The organism is Peptoniphilus vaginalis (assembly GCF_900176605.1).
GTDB lineage: Bacteria > Bacillota > Clostridia > Tissierellales > Peptoniphilaceae > Peptoniphilus_A > Peptoniphilus_A vaginalis.
In genome coordinates, this window is the sequence record NZ_FXLP01000005.1 from 254,823 (window position 1) to 273,625 (window position 18,803).

The 18,803-nt window shown below is 33.1% G+C and carries 17 protein-coding genes; all 17 read left to right on the forward strand.

The features are described from left to right. The first annotated feature begins 6 nt into the window (after positions 1-6). The 17 genes from CAN42_RS09155 (at position 7) to CAN42_RS06065 (ending at position 18,797) form a co-directional block, all read left to right on the forward strand. A complete protein-coding gene (locus tag CAN42_RS09155; protein WP_280630436.1) occupies positions 7-849 on the forward strand; it encodes a cell division protein FtsQ/DivIB in 843 nt (280 codons plus the stop codon). A 117-nt stretch (positions 850-966) separates the two neighbouring features. Then, positions 967-2,055, forward strand: a complete 1,089-nt coding sequence (gene ftsZ, locus CAN42_RS05990) for a cell division protein FtsZ (protein WP_062571137.1) — start codon at positions 967-969, stop codon at positions 2,053-2,055. Between the two features lie 387 nt (positions 2,056-2,442). After that, positions 2,443-2,901 carry a transcriptional regulator NrdR gene (nrdR, locus tag CAN42_RS05995; protein WP_005956710.1) on the forward strand — a complete coding sequence of 153 codons (459 nt, stop codon included), beginning with the start codon at positions 2,443-2,445 and terminating at the stop codon, positions 2,899-2,901. 1 nt (position 2,902) lies between these two features. Continuing rightward, entirely contained in the window at positions 2,903-4,204 is a 1,302-nt protein-coding gene (locus CAN42_RS06000) for a replication-associated recombination protein A (protein ID WP_085875936.1), read from the forward strand. A 72-nt stretch (positions 4,205-4,276) separates the two neighbouring features. Then, positions 4,277-5,665: an asparagine--tRNA ligase gene (gene asnS, locus CAN42_RS06005; RefSeq protein WP_085875937.1), complete on the forward strand. Its 1,389-nt coding sequence runs from the start codon at positions 4,277-4,279 to the stop codon at positions 5,663-5,665. A 23-nt stretch (positions 5,666-5,688) separates the two neighbouring features. Beyond that, positions 5,689-8,100 carry a leucine--tRNA ligase gene (leuS, locus tag CAN42_RS06010; RefSeq protein WP_085875938.1) on the forward strand — a complete coding sequence of 804 codons (2,412 nt, stop codon included), beginning with the start codon at positions 5,689-5,691 and terminating at the stop codon, positions 8,098-8,100. Positions 8,101-8,148: 48 nt separating this feature from the next. Then, positions 8,149-9,024 carry a YicC/YloC family endoribonuclease gene (locus CAN42_RS06015; protein WP_085875939.1) on the forward strand — a complete coding sequence of 292 codons (876 nt, stop codon included), beginning with the start codon at positions 8,149-8,151 and terminating at the stop codon, positions 9,022-9,024. A 22-nt stretch (positions 9,025-9,046) separates the two neighbouring features. After that, positions 9,047-9,667 carry a guanylate kinase gene (gene gmk / locus CAN42_RS06020; protein ID WP_085875940.1) on the forward strand — a complete coding sequence of 207 codons (621 nt, stop codon included), beginning with the start codon at positions 9,047-9,049 and terminating at the stop codon, positions 9,665-9,667. Then, positions 9,664-9,966: a DNA-directed RNA polymerase subunit omega gene (gene rpoZ, locus CAN42_RS06025; protein WP_085875941.1), complete on the forward strand. Its 303-nt coding sequence runs from the start codon at positions 9,664-9,666 to the stop codon at positions 9,964-9,966. Before gmk ends, rpoZ begins: the two co-directional genes overlap by 4 nt. A 1-nt stretch (position 9,967) precedes the next feature. Then, complete coding sequence (gene coaBC / locus CAN42_RS06030) at positions 9,968-11,161, forward strand: bifunctional phosphopantothenoylcysteine decarboxylase/phosphopantothenate--cysteine ligase CoaBC (protein WP_085875942.1); 1,194 nt, start codon at positions 9,968-9,970, stop codon at positions 11,159-11,161. Positions 11,162-11,190: 29 nt separating this feature from the next. Then, positions 11,191-13,530 carry a primosomal protein N' gene (gene priA, locus CAN42_RS06035; protein ID WP_085875943.1) on the forward strand — a complete coding sequence of 780 codons (2,340 nt, stop codon included), beginning with the start codon at positions 11,191-11,193 and terminating at the stop codon, positions 13,528-13,530. A gap of 8 nt (positions 13,531-13,538) precedes the next feature. Then, positions 13,539-14,030, forward strand: coding sequence for a peptide deformylase (def, locus tag CAN42_RS06040; RefSeq protein WP_062571147.1), 492 nt, complete (start codon positions 13,539-13,541; stop codon positions 14,028-14,030). Further along, positions 14,030-14,956, forward strand: coding sequence for a methionyl-tRNA formyltransferase (gene fmt, locus CAN42_RS06045; RefSeq protein WP_085875944.1), 927 nt, complete (start codon positions 14,030-14,032; stop codon positions 14,954-14,956). Before def ends, fmt begins: the two co-directional genes overlap by 1 nt. Beyond that, on the forward strand, positions 14,956-15,648 hold the full coding sequence (locus tag CAN42_RS06050) for a zinc metallopeptidase (RefSeq protein ID WP_062571149.1): 693 nt from the start codon (positions 14,956-14,958) through the stop codon (positions 15,646-15,648). The genes fmt and CAN42_RS06050 overlap by 1 nt, the downstream gene beginning before the upstream one ends. Then, a complete protein-coding gene (rsmB, locus tag CAN42_RS06055) occupies positions 15,648-16,943 on the forward strand; it encodes a 16S rRNA (cytosine(967)-C(5))-methyltransferase RsmB (RefSeq protein WP_085875945.1) in 1,296 nt (431 codons plus the stop codon). Before CAN42_RS06050 ends, rsmB begins: the two co-directional genes overlap by 1 nt. 117 nt (positions 16,944-17,060) lie before the next feature. Beyond that, entirely contained in the window at positions 17,061-18,080 is a 1,020-nt protein-coding gene (gene rlmN, locus CAN42_RS06060) for a dual-specificity RNA methyltransferase RlmN (protein WP_135100553.1), read from the forward strand. After that, a complete protein-coding gene (locus CAN42_RS06065; protein ID WP_085875946.1) occupies positions 18,081-18,797 on the forward strand; it encodes a Stp1/IreP family PP2C-type Ser/Thr phosphatase in 717 nt (238 codons plus the stop codon). The last annotated feature ends 6 nt before the right edge of the window (positions 18,798-18,803 follow it).

Here is an 18,803-nt window from a genome sequence, read left to right on the forward strand (position 1 = left end):
AAAAAGATGGAAAAGAGAAAAAGAAAACTGAATAAAAAGAAAAGATATTTTAGAATTTTTAGTAGGTTTTTTATATTCTTTTCCTTCATTTTTTTGATAATCTTTGCTCTTAAAAACTCAAATTTTTTTGATGTAACAAGTATCACCATAGAGGGCAATAAAAATGTGAGCTCTGCTAAGATAAAAAAGGTTACTGACTTACATAAGGGAAGTAAATTTTTTGTGGTATCAAAAAAATATAGAATTAAAAAACTAAAAAAGGTTCCTTATATAGAAGACGCTAAAATTTCTTACAGCTTAAGGGGTAGAGTGAAAATAAAGGTAAAGGAAAGACTTCCTTATTACCAAATAGATGCCAATGATTACTTATTAGTTGATGATAACTTCAGAATTCTTGAAAACTCAGATAAGAAAAGAGACAACTTAGTTAACTTATCTGGATTTAATGTTGAGAACCCACAGGCTGGGAACTATATACTCACAAATAAAGAGGATCAAGAAAAGAGGAATCTTTTGCTGGAACTTAGAAATGACGAGTATTCACTTCGTGGAAATATTAGAGATATTGAGCTCTTAGATTCTATTTCAACTTTTACTACAGTAGATGGAATTAAAATTGAATTTGGATCTTATTCTAATATTGAATACAAACTTAAGATGCTTTCATTAATTTTGAAGGACATTAGCACTACAAATAAAAATGCAGTTTTAATTCAAATGGAAAAGGGAGACAGCCCAGTTTTAATTACTGATGGAGAAAAAGATTCTAAATCAGACAAAGAAGAAAATAAAAATTTAAAAAAAGAAGAAAATAAAGATAAATCTTATAGAGAAATAAATCAAGATTAGATAAAATGCAAATTAAAGGACACTTTTAACCTTTATATATTGACTATTTCACACTATTTCTATAAAATGGTAGTAATGAATATAAAAATAATTATTTAGTATACGAGGAGGATGTTTATGTTGGAATTCGATATGGACCAAGACGATTTTGCCAAAATTAAAGTAGTTGGCGTTGGTGGCGGCGGAAATAACGCTGTTAATAGAATGATTGATGCTGGTGTAAAGGGCGTTGAATTTTTAGTATTCAACACTGATAGACAAGCACTTAAAAATTCAAATGCTGAAACTAAAATTCAACTTGGAGAAAAAATTACTAAGGGACTTGGAGCAGGTGCTAATCCTGAAATTGGTGAACAAGCTGCTGAAGAATCTTTAGATGAAATTAGAGAAGCCCTAACTGGTGCTGATATGGTATTTATCACTGCAGGAATGGGTGGAGGTACTGGTACTGGTGCTGCTCCTGTTATTGCAGATGTAGCAAAAGAATTAGGTCTACTTACTGTTGGTGTTGTTACAAAACCTTTCACATTTGAAGGTAGAAAAAGAGCAAAATCAGCTGAATTAGGTATTAATGCTCTTAAGGGAAAAGTTGATACATTAGTTATAATTCCAAACGACAGACTTCTAAGTATTGCAGATAAAAAGACTAGCTTCTCACAAGCCTTTGAAATGGCTGATGATATTTTAAAACAAGGTATCCAAGGTATTTCAGATTTAATTTCTGTTCCTAACCTAATTAACCTTGACTTTGCTGACGTTAAGACAATTATGTTCGACAAGGGCATTGCTCACATGGGTATTGGACGTGCATCTGGAGATGACAGAGCAACAGAAGCAGCTAAGCTTGCAATAAACTCTCCTCTACTAGAAACTTCAATAGAAGGAGCAAAATCTGTTCTTTTAAACATTACAGCAGGTTCAGACCTTGGTATTTTTGAAGTTAATGAAGCAGCTGATCTTATTAGAGATTGCGTATCTGAAGATGCTAATATTATCTTTGGAGCAGGAATTGATGAATCACTTAAGGATGAAGTTAAGATTACAGTTATAGCTACTGAATTTGAACAATACAAAGATGACAAGAAAGACAAAAAGGATAATAAAGGAGAACTTGGTCAAAAGTCTCCCATTGAATCTCTTGAAGATAATGAAGAAGATAATGGAGAACTTAAAATCCCTTCTTTCTTAAGAATTAACAGAAAATAAATTAATCAAAGATTTAGGACATTGGAGACAATGTCCTTTTTGATTGCAAATAAGTTAGTAAAGAATTTACAATTTTTTGATTGCAAGAATAAGTTAGCAACTTAGGGGAAGTAAAGTAGGGGTTAACATCTTCCAAGTTGGTTGGGTGAAATTTTTTAATATGACATTAAGTCCTTGTAGTTAATCAAAGAGTCAATGCAGAACTTTTCACAAAACTCCTAAATGTTGGGCGAGGTATTTAATAAGATTATTAAGTTAGTTAATATTAATTAGCTGGGCATTAGTGTCCAGCTTTTTTATATTGTCTTGCAATTGATTAATAAATTTTTAAGTGATATTATTTAGTTAAATGGTCCTTTTGGACCTTATTTGAATGAGGTGAAAAGTATGAAATGTCCTTTTTGTGGATACGATGACTCCAAAGTACTAGACACAAGACCTACTGATGAAGGTAATACAATTAGAAGAAGACGTGAGTGTTTAAAGTGTCAAAAGAGATTTACTACTTATGAAAAAATTGAACAGTCACCAATTATGGTAATAAAGAAGGATGGAAACAGGCAGGCCTTTGATAGGGAAAAGATTATTAGAGGGATGATAAAGTCTTGTGAAAAGAGACCAGTTTCTGCTGCTGATATAGAAGAAGCTGTTAATAATATAGAAAAGAAAATTGAAAACTCTATGAAGAAGGAAATCAGTTCTCTTGAAGTTGGCGAAATGGTAATGGATGAGTTAAAGGACCTTGATGAAGTTTCTTATGTTAGGTTTGCATCTGTATATAGAGAGTTCAAAGATCTTCAATCCTTTATAGACGAATTAGAAAACTTTGTAAAGAAGAAGAATTAATATGGACTTATTTGAACTTAGTATGCAAAAAAATTTGGAGACCAAGGCACCACTTGCTGATAGGATGAGACCAAGGACTCTAGAAGAATTTTTTGGTCAAGACCATATTATTGGTGAAGGGAAGTATCTATCTCGGTTAATAAAAAGTGACAGGCTTACTTCAGTCTTGTTTTATGGACCTCCTGGAGTTGGGAAGACAACTTTAGCAGAAATTATTGCAAGAACTACTAATAAAAATTTTGTAAAGCTCTCTGCTGTAACTTCAAATTTAAAAGAACTGCGTGAAGTCTTAGCAAAGGCTGAAGACTCTATGAAGTTTGACAATGTATCAACTATAGTTTTTATTGATGAAATCCACAGATTTAACAAGAGTCAGCAGGATGCTCTTTTGCCCTTTGTTGAAAGAGGTGTTATAAGTCTAATAGGTGCTACAACTGAAAATCCTTATTTTGAAGTAAATAGGGCCCTTCTATCAAGAATGCAAATAATAAACTTGCATCCACTTGAAGATAAAGACCTTGAAGTTATGATGGATAAGGCCTTAAATGATAAGGAACGTGGACTTGGCAAAAAAAATATAAAAATCAGTGAGGATGCAAAAAATATTTTAATAAAAAACTCCAATGGAGATGGAAGGTATTTATTAAATAGTTTAGAAATTGCAGTTCTCTCGACCGATCAAGTTGATGGAAAAATATTAATTGATAGGGATGTCATTGAAAACTCCCTACTTATAAAAAACGTCAAGTACGATAAGAATAATAATGAGCACTACGACACAATTTCAGCCTTTATTAAGTCTATGAGAGGGTCTGATCCTGACGCTACCTTGATATATCTTGCAAAGATGCTAGAAGGTGGAGAAGATATTAAATTCATTGCAAGGAGACTTATAATTTTTGCATCAGAAGATGTTGGAAATGCAAATCCTCAAGCTATTCAAGTGGCTGCAGCTTGTTTTAATAACATAAATGCTGTGGGAATGCCTGAAGCAAGAATAATTTTGGCACAGACAGCTACTTATCTTGCAACATCAGAAAAATCTAACGCAGCCTATCGTGGCATAAATAAGGCTATGGAAGATGTAAAAAATTCAAATAATATTGATATTCCAAAGTATATAAGAGACAAGAGAAATCCACAAAATGAAACAGATGAAAAATACCTATATCCCCACGATTATGAAAATGCCTACGTGGAACAAAAATATATGCCTGACAATTTTAAGGGGAAAAAATATTACGAGCCAAAAGACATTGGCTATGAAAGAAAAATAAAAGAATATTTAGATAGTTTGAAATGAGTAAAATTGACAAACAGAGCAATTAATTATATACTTAACAATTAAGTAAGAAATTGAAAATTAGGAGGAATTATGTCAATTAGCATTAGAGATATATTTAAAAATCCAGAAGATTTTTTAGATAAAGAAATAGTATTAAGTGGTTGGGTGAAAACATCTAGGGCTTCAAAAAACTTTGGTTTTATTGAACTCACTGATGGAACAGTTTTCAAACCAATTCAAGTTGTTTATGGTAAAGAATTAGAAAACTTTGACGAAGTTGAAAAATTTCCTATAAGTTCTTCACTTGAAATAAGCGGTAAAATTGTTAAATCACCTGGTAAAAATCAATCTTTTGAATTACAAGCAAATAAGATAGAAGCAATTTGTTCATCAGACCCATCTTATCCACTTCAAAAGAAGAGACACACAATGGAATACTTGAGAACAATAGCTCATCTACGTCCAAGAGCAAACACATTTAATGCTGTTTTTAGAGTTAGATCACTAATTGCCTATGCAATTCACAAGTTCTTCCAAGAAAAGGGATTTGTTTACGTTCATGCTCCAATTATTACAACTTCAGATGCTGAAGGAGCAGGAGAAATGTTCCAAGTGACAACTCTTGATATTGATAAGCTTGCTAAGTCTGAATCAACAGAAGTTGATTATTCTAAGGACTTTTTCAATAAGATGACACACCTTACAGTGTCTGGACAACTAGAAGCAGAAGCTTTTGCTGAAGCTTTTAGAGATATTTATACATTTGGTCCAACTTTTAGGGCAGAAAATTCAAACACACAAAGACACGCTGCTGAATTCTGGATGATTGAACCAGAAATGGCCTTTGCTGACTTAAATGTAAATATGGACGTGTCAGAAGAAATGTTAAAATACATCATTTCTTATGTCCTAGAAAATGCACCTCAAGAAATGGAATTTTTCAATAACTTCATTGACAAGGGTCTACTTGAAAGGCTACACAATGTTGTGGAAAATGAATTTGCTAGAATAACTTATACAGAAGCTATTGAAATTCTAGAAAAAGCTGACAAGGAATTTAATTATCCTGTAAGTTGGGGAATTGACTTACAAACAGAACACGAAAGATACATTACAGAAGAAATTTATAAAAAGCCAGTTTTTGTAACTGACTATCCAAAGGAAATCAAAGCCTTCTATATGTATGAAAATGATGATAAAAAGACTGTTGCAGCTATGGACCTCCTAGTACCAGGTGTTGGTGAAATAATTGGAGGAAGCCAAAGGGAACACAGATTTGAAGTTCTAGAAGAAAAAATGAAAAACATAGGAATGAATATGGAAACTTACGATTGGTATCTTGACTTAAGAAGATACGGATCTGTAGTTCACTCTGGATTTGGTCTAGGATTTGAAAGGGCAGTAATGTACATTACTGGAATGAAGAATATAAGAGACGTAATTCCATTCCCTAGAACTGTTGGAAATGCTGAATTTTAATATTTGAAATTTTAGGAGTTATTATGAATAAATATACACCAAATGATATAGAAAAAAAATGGCAAGATTTTTGGGATGAGCATGAATCCTTTGTATGCGAAAACAATTCAGATAAGGAAAAATTCTATGCTCTAGTAGAATTTCCTTATCCCTCAGGACAAGGACTTCACGTAGGCCACCCAAGACCTTACACTGCCCTTGATATAGTTTCTAGAATGAAGAGAATGCAAGGCTACAATGTACTTTATCCAATGGGATGGGATGCCTTTGGACTTCCAACAGAAAATTATGCAATAAAAAATAAAATCCATCCAGCACTTGTTACAAAAAATAACATTGCTCACTTTAAGAAACAATTAAAGTCAATAGGTTTTTCCTTTGACTGGTCTAGAGAAATTAACACAACTGACCCAGAATATTATAAGTGGACACAATGGATTTTCTTACAACTTTATAAAAGAGGACTTGCTTATAAGAAAGAAATGCCAATAAACTGGTGCCCATCATGTAAGGTAGGACTTTCCAACGAAGAAGTTGTTGGTGGAAAGTGCGAAAGATGTGGTGAAGAAGTTGTAAGACGTGTTAAGAGCCAATGGATGCTTAAGATTACTGAATACGCAGATAGGCTTATCGAGGACTTAGATGATCTTGACTTTATTGATAGGGTTGTAACACAACAAAAGAATTGGATTGGTAGAAGTGAAGGAGCAAGTATTAACTTCTCACTTAAGGACTATGATGAAAAACTTGAAGTTTTCACAACAAGACCAGATACAATTTACGGGGCAACTTATATGGTAATAGCACCAGAGCACCCATTAATCGAAAATCATGCTGATGAGATTGAAAATCTAGATGAAATAAATGCCTATAAGGCAGAGTGTGCTAAGAAGAGTGACTTCGAAAGAACTGAACTTGAAAAAGACAAGACAGGTGTAGAAATAAAGGGAATTAAGGCAATTAATCCTCTTACAAATAAAGAAATTCCAATTTGGATTTCTGACTATGTTCTTATGACTTATGGAACAGGTGCTATCATGGCTGTACCTGCCCACGATGACCGTGACTATGACTTTGCAAAGAAGTTTTGTCTTAATATTGTTCCAGTAATCGAAGGGTCAGATGTGTCAGAACATGCAAACACTGAAACTGCTACTGGAAAAATGATTAACTCAGGTATCCTAGATGGACTTGAAGTTAAAGATGCAATAGCTAAAATGATTAACTATCTTGAAGAACACAAGCTTGGAAATAGAAAAATTAACTACAAATTAAGAGACTGGGTATTCTCAAGACAAAGATACTGGGGAGAACCAATTCCAATAGTTTACTGTGATAAATGCGGTTACGTAGCTCTTCCTGAAGAAGAACTTCCACTATTACTACCAGAAGTTGAAAACTATGAACCAACTGACTCTGGTGAATCTCCACTTGCTAAGATGACTGATTGGGTTAACACTACTTGTCCAAAATGTGGTGGATCAGCAAAGAGGGAAACAGATACAATGCCACAATGGGCTGGATCATCTTGGTACTTCTTAAGATATACTGACCCTCACAACGATAAGGCACTTGCAAGCAAGGAATCTCTTGAGTATTGGACTCCAGTAGACTGGTACAATGGTGGTATGGAACATACAACTCTTCACTTACTATATTCAAGATTCTGGCACAAGTTCCTATATGATATTGGCGTTGTTCCAACTAAGGAACCATATCAAAAAAGAACGTCTCACGGTATGATTCTTGGAGGAAACAATGAAAAGATGTCAAAGTCTAGGGGAAATGTTGTAAACCCAGATGATATAGTTAGAGATTATGGTGCAGACACCTTGAGATGTTATGAAATGTTTATTGGTGACTTTGAAAAACCTGTACCTTGGTCAGAAAATGGTGTTAGGGGTTGTAGAAGATTTTTAGAAAGAGTTTGGAATCTACAAGAAATTGTTGTTGATGGTGATGGATATAGTAATGAATTAGTTTCTCAAATGCATAAGACTATCAAGAAAGTAACTGAAGATTATGCAAACTTAAAAGCCAACACTGCAATCGCACAACTTATGACTCTTTCCAACGAATTTAGTGACCTTGGAAAGATTACTAAAGAGGATTTTAGAACTTTCTTAATTTTATTAAATCCAGTTGCACCTCATATCACAGAAGAATTATGGGAAGTTTGCAACTTAGGTGGAGTATTATCTGACCAAGCTTGGCCTGAATTTGAAGAAAAATTAACTATTGATAATGAAATTGAAATTCCAGTTCAATTTAATGGAAAAGTAAGATATACAATTAAAATTGAAAGAAATGCTTCACAAGACAAGGTACTTGAAATGGCAGAAAAGGACGAACTTTTTGCCAAAAATACTGAAGGCAAAAGTATAGTTAAGAAAATTTATATTCCAAATAAGATAGTTAATATTGTAGTAAAATAAAATGAAAAGCACTTTTTAGTGCTTTTTGTTCTTTATGAGGAGTAATTTATGAATAGCATGACTGGCTACGGCCTTTTTGAAAAAAAGTGTGAAGATTTTTATATAAAAGTAGAGATGAAATCTGTCAACAACAGGTATCTTGACATGAACATAAGGATGCCTAGCTCAATTATGTATGCAGAAGAAGCTGTAAGATCTTTTATAAAGTCAAAAATCAAAAGAGGCAAGGTTGATGTATTCGTAAACTTTGAATACTTGGACTCAAGCCAGGTTGAAATAGATATTGACTATAAGCTTTTAAATAAGTATATTATTATAAGTAAAGAATTAGAGGAAAATTTTGGATTAAGTTCAGACCTATCCTTCTCCAAAATTATGAAGGACTCAAATATAGTGAAACCACAAAAAGCTGATTTTGATGGCGACTATATTAAGGAGGAACTTTTAAGAGTTCTTGATGAAGCAGCAAAAGATTTTATTAAATCAAGAGCCTTTGAAGGAGAAAAGATTAGGGAAGACTTTAAAGTAAAGCTTAATGAAGTTGAAAGGCTTACTTATTTTATTGAAGAGAGGGCCCCTATAAGCTTAATTGAAAATGAAAATAGATTAAGAGATAGGGTAGCCGAATTTCTACAAGCAAGTGAAATAAATGAAGATAGAATTCTAACAGAGATTGCTATAATGCTAGATAAACTTTCAATTGACGAAGAAATTACAAGGCTTAAAATCCATATTCAAAATTTTAATGATATAATACATGAAGAGGGACCAATTGGAAGAAAATTAGACTTTCTAATTCAAGAAATGAATAGGGAAGCTAATACCATAGGTTCAAAATCCAACGATATAGAACTTACAAGCACAGTAGTAATGCTAAAATCAGAAATAGAAAAACTGCGTGAACAAGCGCAAAATGTTGAATAATAAAAATTAGGATGGTGATTATTTGGACGGCGGATTTTTATTAGTTTTATCAGGTCCTTCTGGTTCCGGAAAGGGAACAGTAAGTGAAGCTTTAATGAAAAATAATGACGATATAATTTTCTCAACTTCTGTTACCACTAGGACACCTAGACCAGGAGAAGTTAATGGCGAAAATTACTTTTTTGCCACAAGAGAAGAATTTGAAGAAATGGTAGAAAAGGATGAACTTTTGGAACATGCCTTTGTTCACACCAACTACTACGGTACACCAAAGAAATTTGTTTTTGATGAAATAGACAAGGGTGAAATCGTCCTACTTGAAATAGATGTACAAGGAGCCCTTCAAATCAAAAAAAAATATAAGGAAGCAGTTTTTATTTTCTTAATTCCACCAACAATGGATGAATTAAGATCTCGACTTGTTAAAAGAGATACAGAAACTGAAGATGAAATTGAAACAAGATATAGAAATGCCTTTAGAGAACTTGACTTCGTAGGAGAATATGACTATTTTGTTATCAATGATGTTATAGATAATGCTGTAAAGGATATCGAAACTATTATAGCTGCTGAAAAACTTAGGGTTAAAAGGCACAAGAATATTAAGAAGGAAGTTCAAGCAGAAGAGGAGAGAAGCAAATGATTATACCATCTTTTAAAGAATTAAAAGAAGTTACAGATTCAAGATATGAACTTGCAATCCTAGTATCAAAAAGAGCAAGAAAGCTTATTGATGGAAACCCAGCTCTTGTTGATACAGATAGCAATAAGCCAGTTTCAATAGCTATTGAAGAAATCATGGCTGGAAAAATAAAATTTGGAGAAAAATTAAGCGACTCTGAATACGAAGAAAAAATCGCTGAAGAAAAAGAAAATCTTATCCAAGAAATCAAACAAAAAAAGATTGAAGATTTAAATAAAGAGGAAGCAGAAGAGGAATAAGATGTTAAAAGGTAAAAAAATTCTACTTGGAGTTACAGGTGGAATTGCAGCTTATAAGTCCCCAGGTATTTGTAGCCTTTTGAGAAAATTAGGAGCAGAAGTTAAGGTTATAATGACCAAAAATGCTACTGAATTTGTAAGACCTCTTACTTTTCAGACTATGTCTAACAATGTTGTGCATGGTGATATGTTTAATCAACTTTTAAATATGGATGTTGAGCACATATCTCTTGCTAAGTGGGCAGATATAATTGTTATTGCACCAGCTACTGCAAATATTATTGGGAAGTTTGCCAATGGTATAGCTGATGATATGCTATCAACTGTCCTAATGGCTTCAAGGTCTAAGGTAATGTTGGCACCTGGTATGAATACAGTGATGTTAAACTCAGAGCCTAATCAAAAAAATATGCAGACTCTTAGGGATAGGGGCGTTATAATCTTAGACACTAAAGAGGACCTTCTTGCTTGTAATGACTACGGGAGTGGTAAGATGCTAGAGCCAAGCGAAATAGTCGATGAAATCGACAGGGCTCTTACTGAGAAAGATCTTGAAGGCAAGCACATTGTAATAACTGCTGGCCCTACAAGAGAGGCACTTGATCCAGTTAGATTTATTTCCAATTACTCTTCAGGGAAAATGGGCTATGCTCTAGCTGATAATGCAAAAAAAAGAGGAGCAAGGGTAACTCTTATTTCAGGTCCAACTAAAATAGAAGTTCCAAAGGTTGATAATTTTGTTAGGGTAGATTCAACTCATCAAATGTTTGAGGCTGTTGGAAAATATTTTGATGACTGTGACGTCTTAATCAAGGCCGCAGCTCCAAGTGATTATAGACCAAAGACTTATAGTGAAGAAAAGATTAAAAAGGGTAGCGACAGTCAGATGAATCTTATTGAGATGGAAAAGAATCCAGATATTGCTGCACACTATGGTAGTCTAAAGAAAAATCAAGTTATAGTTGGTTTTGCAGCTGAGTCAACTAACATATACGAGTATGCAAAGGAAAAACTAATTAAAAAGAATTTTGATATTATCGTTGTTAATAATATTAAAAGAGAAGGCGCAGGTTTTGGCAGCGACACTAACATAGTTTCTATTATTTCAAGAGACAAGATTGATGATTTAGAAATTATGAGCAAGACGGAACTTGCAAGAGAAATTTTAGATAGGGCAAAAAAACTTATGAGCTAGAGAAATCTAGCTCTTTTGTGGGTGAAGATATGTTTGCAGATATTTTTATAGAAAATAATTTTCAAAAAATAGATAAACTTTATACATATATAGTAAAAGATGATGTTCAACCTGGTATGCGAGTTCTCGTAAATTTTGGTAAATCTCACCGAGTTGGTATCGTCCTTTTTTTGCACGAAAATTATTCTGGAAACCAGCTAGAAAAATTAAAAGAAATTCATTCAGTCATTGATGATGAACCAATAATTTCTGAAGATTTAATAAAACTTGGATTATGGATGAAAGAAAGATACCTCGTAGGTTATTCAAAGGCCTTTTCTCCAATCTTACCTCCTGGGAACCTACAAAAAATTAAAAAGAAAATCCTTGTTGAGAAGTATCCCCATGGCAAGGATCTAGAGGACTTAAACTCTATTGATCTGTCAAAATATTTTGAAGACTTAAGTGAAGATGAAAAAATTATTATTAAGAGACTAAGGACCAAGGGCTATCTAAAATATATTTATGATTCACTAGTAGCTATAAAGCCAAAACTTGTTAATTATTTAAAAGTTTCAGAGGATTTTGATTCAAAAAATCTTGAGGGCATAAGCGAAAAACAGGCTCAGGTATTTAATTTTATAAAAGATAAGAAAGATATCTCTCGAGTGGATGCTATGACGGGACTAAATATATCTTATTCTCCAATAAAGACCTTGATTAAAAGAAACTTAATAGAAGAATATAAAAAAGAAGTTAATAGAGAACCTATAGAAAATCCTTATAAGAAAAATAAGTTGGCACTAAATGATGAGCAGCAAGAAGCTTTAAAAAGTATAGAAGAGACTGACAAAGTTGTATCACTACTCCATGGTCTCACTGGGTCCGGTAAGACTGAAGTTTATTTGAATCTAACATCAAGAGTCATAGAAGATGGTGGACAAGTTATTGTTCTTGTTCCAGAAATTGGTTTAACACCTCAGATGATTGAGAGATTTAAATCTTGGTTTGACAAGGAAGTGGCAATAATTCATTCTAAGTTATCTTCAGGTGAAAGATATGATGAATACAGAAAGGTTTTAAATGACCAAGTAAAGGTTGTCGTTGGAGTGAGATCTGCTGTCTTTGTACCTTTTAAAAATTTAAAAATGGTTATAGTTGACGAAGCCCACGACTCTTCTTATGAATTTCACGATAATTTAAAGTATGATACTATAGAAGTTGCTATTAATAGGATGAAGGATAGGGGCAAGGTAGTTCTTGGATCTGCAACTCCTTCTGTGGAATCATATTTTTATGCTAAGAAGGGATTTTATAATCTTTGCCAATTAAAAAACAGGGCCAAGAAAGGAGCCTTCCTACCAGATACAGAAATAGTTGACATGAGAGACGAACTTATCATGGGCAACGTCTCAATATTTAGTAGAGACCTAAAAAAAGCTATAGAAGAAAAGTTAAAGAATAAGGAACAAGTTATATTGTTTTTAAATAGGAGGGGCTTTTCTAATTTTATTTCTTGCAGGTCCTGCGGGGAAGTTATAAAGTGTGATGACTGTGACATATCTATGACTTATCACAAGTCAAAGAATAGATTAATATGTCACTATTGTGGAAAGACAAAGCCACTGCCTAAGTTATGCCCTTCATGCGGATCTAAATTCATAAAACAATTTGGAGTTGGAACTCAAAGGGTAGAGGAAGAAGTCAAAAAATATTTTCCAGAAGCTAGGGTCCTAAGGATGGATAGGGACACAACTGGCAAGAAAGATTCCTTTAATGAATTTTATGAGAAGATAAAGAATAAGGAAGCTGATGTTATTATAGGTACTCAAATGGTATCTAAGGGATTTGACTTTGAAGATGTTACTCTTGTGGGTATAGTTGCAGCAGATTTATCTCTATACATTTCTGATTACAAGGCAAGAGAGAGAACTTTCCAACTTATAACTCAAGTCTCAGGAAGGGCAGGACGTGCATCAAAGAAGGGACAAGTTATAATTCAAACCTACAGTCCCGACAGTGAAATTATAAATTACTCTGCTAAGGGAGATTATGAAGACTTCTACGAGTATGAAATTGAAGAGAGAAAGACTTTTTTGTATCCTCCTTATACAAAATTAATTGAACTTGAATTTTCATCCTACGATGAAAACCTTACTCAAGTTTGGGCAGAAAAATTTTTACAACAAATGTCTATTGACTTAAAGGGTATGAGTATCATGGTAACAAAATTTATCAAGATGCCTAAGATAAAGAATATAAACAAGACTAAATTTTCCCTTAAGGTCAAGCCTAAGGACCTGGCTTTGTTAATTGAAGGTCTTAATAGGGTAATAAATAACAGCAAGATAGAAGATGAAAGAAAAATAATATTAAATATAGAATTTTAGGTGATTTAATGGCAATAAGAAAAATTAGAACAGATGAAGATCCAATTCTTAGGAAAACATCAAAAATAGTTACTAATTACAATGATAGATTAAAACTTTTAATAGAGGATATGTACGAAACCATGGATATGGCCTATGGAGTAGGTCTTGCTGCCCCTCAAATAGGAATCCTTAAAAGATTAATTGTTGTTGACAATAGGGAAGACGAGGAAGAAGAAGGCGAAAAGCCCATGAGATTTTATATGATAAATCCTGAAATTATAGAAAAAGATGGAGAAGAAGTCTCAATGGAAGGATGTCTTTCAGTTCCTGGAAAACAAGGGACAGTTAAAAGGGCAAAACACATTAAGGTGAAGTACAATGACTTAGAAGGTCAAGAGATTATTATGGAAGCAGAAAACTTTTTGGCTAGGATTATTCAACACGAGACAGACCACCTTAATGGAATACTTTATACAGACAAGGCAATAGAAATGTATGAAGTGGAGAGTGGTGAATAATGAAGTTTATCTTTATGGGAACTCCTGAATTTTCCGTTCCCATTTTGGAAAGATTAAATAAATTAGGAGAAGTTGCCCTTGTAGTATCTCAAGAAGATAAGAGAAAGGGCAGGGGAAAAAAGTTTACTAAAACTCCCGTAAAAGAAAAGGCAGAGGAACTTGGACTTGAAGTTTTCCAACCAGCAGATGTAAATTCTCCTGAAGCAATTGAGAAATTAAGACAAGTTCAAGCTGATATTATTGTTGTTGTTGCTTATGGTCAAATTTTAAGCAAAGCTATAATAGACCTGCCAAAGAAATATATAGTAAATGTTCACGCTTCCCTTTTACCTTATCTAAGAGGGGCAGCACCAATTAATAGGGCCATTATGGAAGGCCACTCAAAGACTGGGGTCAGTCTAATGAAGGTTGAGGAAGGTCTTGATTCTGGACCAGTTTCCTCTGCGAGAGAAATTGAAATTGGAGAAATGAATGCAGGAGAACTTGAAGAAAAACTTTCACAAATGGGTGCAGATTTACTAGAAGAATTTATCCTAGAAGCTTCTAAAGGACCAGTAGAATTTATAGAACAAGATGAATCCAAAAAAACTTATGCTAGTAAGATATTAAAAAATGATTTAGACTTAGATTTTAATGACACTTCTTTAAACATCGTAAATAAAATAAAGGGTCTTAGTCCACACTATGGAGTAAGGTTCAAATATGATGACAAGTTCTATAAGATTTACAAGGCAGAAAAACTTGATGATAATTGTGAAAAAGAAGCAGGAACAATTATAAAATCAGACAAAGAATTAATAATTAAAACAGGTGATGGGGCAATCTCTGTTAAAGAAATACAAGCACCAGGAAAAAGAGCAATGGGAATAGATGATTTTTTACGAGGAAATAAATTCCAAGAAAATTATGTGATTGGAGGAAAATAATGTTTGGACCATATTTTTATGCTTATGATTTCTCTTATTTAATTTATATACTACCAGGCTTAATTCTAGCCATGTATGCACAGGCAAAGATTAGCTCTGCCTATGAAAAATATAAAAAAATTCCAGCGTCAACAAATTTAAGTGGCGCAGAAGTTGCCAGGGAAATTTTAGATAGAAATGGACTTTCTAATGTAAGTATTAGGATGGTTGATGGGAAACTTTCGGACCACTATGATCCTAGAGATAAAACTTTAAACCTATCAAGAGATGTTTATTATAAAAATTCAATTGCATCAGTTTCTATTGCAGCCCATGAAGTTGGTCATGCCATTCAAGACTCAGTGGACTATGCTCCTTTAAAGTTTAGAGCAGCCCTAGTTCCACTTGCAAATCTTGGCACACAAGTCTCCTTCTTTTTAATAATACTAGGCTTTTTCTTTTCTATATTTTTTACTAAGCTGGGTATTGCTCTATTCTTCTTTGTAGTTTTATTTCAAATAGTTACCCTGCCTGTTGAGTTTAACGCATCTAATAGGGCGAAAGAAGAGCTTGCTATGGGAATTATATCTGAAGAAGATTTAAAAGGCACAAGAGAAGTTTTAAGTGCAGCAGCACTAACATACGTTGCATCAACTTTAGTTGCAATTGGACAATTTTTGAGATTACTTAGTATATTTGGAAGAAGAGATTAATGAAGAACGCCAGAGATAAAGCACTGCAAATAATTAATGATGTCCTCTATAAGGGGACATTTTTAGAGGAAAGTTTAGAAATTTTAAAAAAATCAAATATTGATGAAAGAGACTTTGCCTTCATTAAAGAAATAAGTACGGGAGTTGTGAGAAATAAAAGTTACTTAGACTACGTTATAAGAGAAAATTCTAAAGTTAGCTTCAATAGGATTCACAAAATTATACTTAGTATCTTGGAGATGGCTATTTATCAAATGTATTTTCTCGACAAGGTTCCTGATTACTCCATAGTTGATGAATCTGTAAATCTTGCAAAGATTTATGGCAACAAGGGATCAATTTCTTTTACCAATGGAATTCTAAGAAGTATTTCAAAAAAGAAGCCTCTTCAAGTTACTTTGAAGAATTCAATAGATAATCTCTCAACTTATTATTCTCATCCAAGATTTTATACAGAGTATTTTTATAAAAACTATGGAGAAGAATTTACAAAAAAACTCCTTAAGTCTAATAACGAAAAGCCACCCTTTACTATTAGGGTTAACACTTTAAAAACTAATAGGGATGAACTTATTAAAAACTTAACTAAGGCTGGCTTTGACATCGAAGAAACAACTTATAAGAATTCCTTAAATGTTTTAAATCCCAATGGAATTATAGACACTGAATTTTTTGACAAAGGGCACTTCTATGTACAAGACTTAGGCTCCATTTTAGTTTCTACATTTTTAAATCCAAGCAAGGATTCAAAGGTTCTTGATCTTTGTGCAGCACCTGGTGGGAAGACAAGTCACCTATCAGAGCTTATGGATAACACAGGAGAAATTATCGCTTGTGATAAGTCCAAGGGAAAAATTAAATTAATAAAAGAAAATGCAGAGAGACTCGGTTGCAAAAACATATCACCAATGATTAATGATGCCAGAGTCTTGAAGGAAGAGTTTATTAATAAGTTTGATTACGTCTTAGTTGATGCGCCTTGTTCTGGCATTGGTCTTTATAGGAAGAAGCCAGACATAAAATGGAATAAAGGTCTTGAGGACTTAAAGGAACTTGGACTAATTCAATTAGAAATTTTAAACAGGGCTAAAGAATATGTAAAAGAAAAAGGACTCTTACTCTACTCAACTTGTTCTCTATCAAAGACTGAGAACGAAGATGTAATTGATAACTTTTTAAAAGAGAACGAGAACTTTAAAATAAAAAAATTAAGAGACAAGGAAGTCTTAAAACTTTTCCCATCAGTTGATGGTTCAGATGGTTTTTCCATTTGTCTCTTAGAAAAAACTTCATAAACTAATCAAGACTGTGAAAATTTTTCGCAGTCTTTTTTGTATTTGATTAATTTCATTAAATCTCTTTTTATTTGTAGATGTCTAATGGTATAATGATTAGATGAATAGGTGGTTTTAATGGAATTAAATTCTATGTATGAAGATGAACTGCGCAAATTTTTTGAAGATAGAAAAGAGAAGACCTTTAGAGGCACGCAACTTTTTACTTTTTTCCACGATAAAAAAAGATATGATGTGGAGAATTCAAATCTTTCGGCAAAGGCCATCTCACTTATAAAAGATGAAGAAGTAAATAAAATAGAAATATTTAAAAGTTTCGATTCAGACCTAGATGAAACAAAAAAGATGCTCTTTAGACTAAAGGATGGAAACCTAATTGAGGGTGTCTTAATGGAGTACAAGCATGGTTATTCTCAATGTGTATCTACTCAAGTTGGTTGCAGAATGGGTTGCGATTTTTGTGCTTCAACAAAGTCGGGACTTGTGAGAAACCTTAGTGCTGGTGAAATGCTTGGACAGGTTTATGAAATCGAAAATAAATATAATATAAAGATTTCAAATTTTATATTAATGGGAAGTGGCGAGCCCCTTGATAACTTTGATGAAGTGATTAGATTTATAAAACTTCTTCACAGCGAGAAGGGTCATAATACATCATATAGGAATATTACAATTTCAACTTGTGGAGTTGCCGATAAGATTTATAATCTTGCAGACTTAAATCTTCCAATTAACCTGGCAGTAAGTCTACATCAAACGAATGACAAAGATAGGTCAGCACTTATGCCAATTAATAGGCGTTTTAATCTTGCTGAACTAAAGAAATCCTTGGAGTATTATGTAGATAAGACAAATAATAGGATTACCTTTGAATACACAATGATAAAAAATCAAAATGATGGATTTAAAAATATTGATGACCTATATAATTTTGCAAAAAATTTAAAGTGTCACATAAATTTAATTCCCTTAAATCCCATAGAAGAATTCGATGAGAAGAGGCCTTCTAAGGCTGAAATTAACGACTTCAAAAACAAGCTTGAGAAAAAGGGATTTAATGTAACGATAAGAAGAGAACTAGGTAGCGACATCAGTGCCTCATGTGGACAACTTAGGCGTAAGATCGAGGTGAAATGAATGAAAGTAGTATCAGCAACAAATGTAGGTAACTACAGAAAAAACAACGAAGATTCATTTTATGTAAATGAGTCAAAAAACTTATATCTATTAGCTGATGGAATGGGAGGCCATCTTGCAGGTGAAAGAGCATCTAAGATGGCAACGGAAATAATTGGTGAAGATTTTGCAAGTGAAAGAGAGGTAGTAAGCATTGACGATGCAATAGAGATCCTTTCTTCTTCAATTAGAGATGCCAATAAAAAAATTTATGAAAGCTCCCAAGAAAATGAAGATTATAGGGGAATGGGAACCACTTTATCAAGTGGACTTATTTTGGATAATGTTCTTATTTATTCTAATATAGGAGATTCTAGAATCTATAGGATAAATGAAGAGATGGAACAAATAACTCAAGATGATTCCTTTGTAAATTATCTAATTGAAATTGGAGAAATTACGGAAGAAGAAGCAAAAAATCACCCCAAGAAAAATGTCTTAACTAAGGCTATGGGGACCACATCTGATATAGAGGTTATAGTTAACACTCTTAACATTAAGGATAAGGATGTATTTTTATTTTGTTCAGACGGGCTAACAAATATGGTTCCTGATGAGGATATATTTAAGATTGTACAAGAGAACAGCCCTGAAGAAGCTAGGGATATGCTTCTTGACTTAGCCCTAAAAAATGGTGGCATGGATAATATTACATTTATTTTAGTATTTAATGAGTAGGTGGGC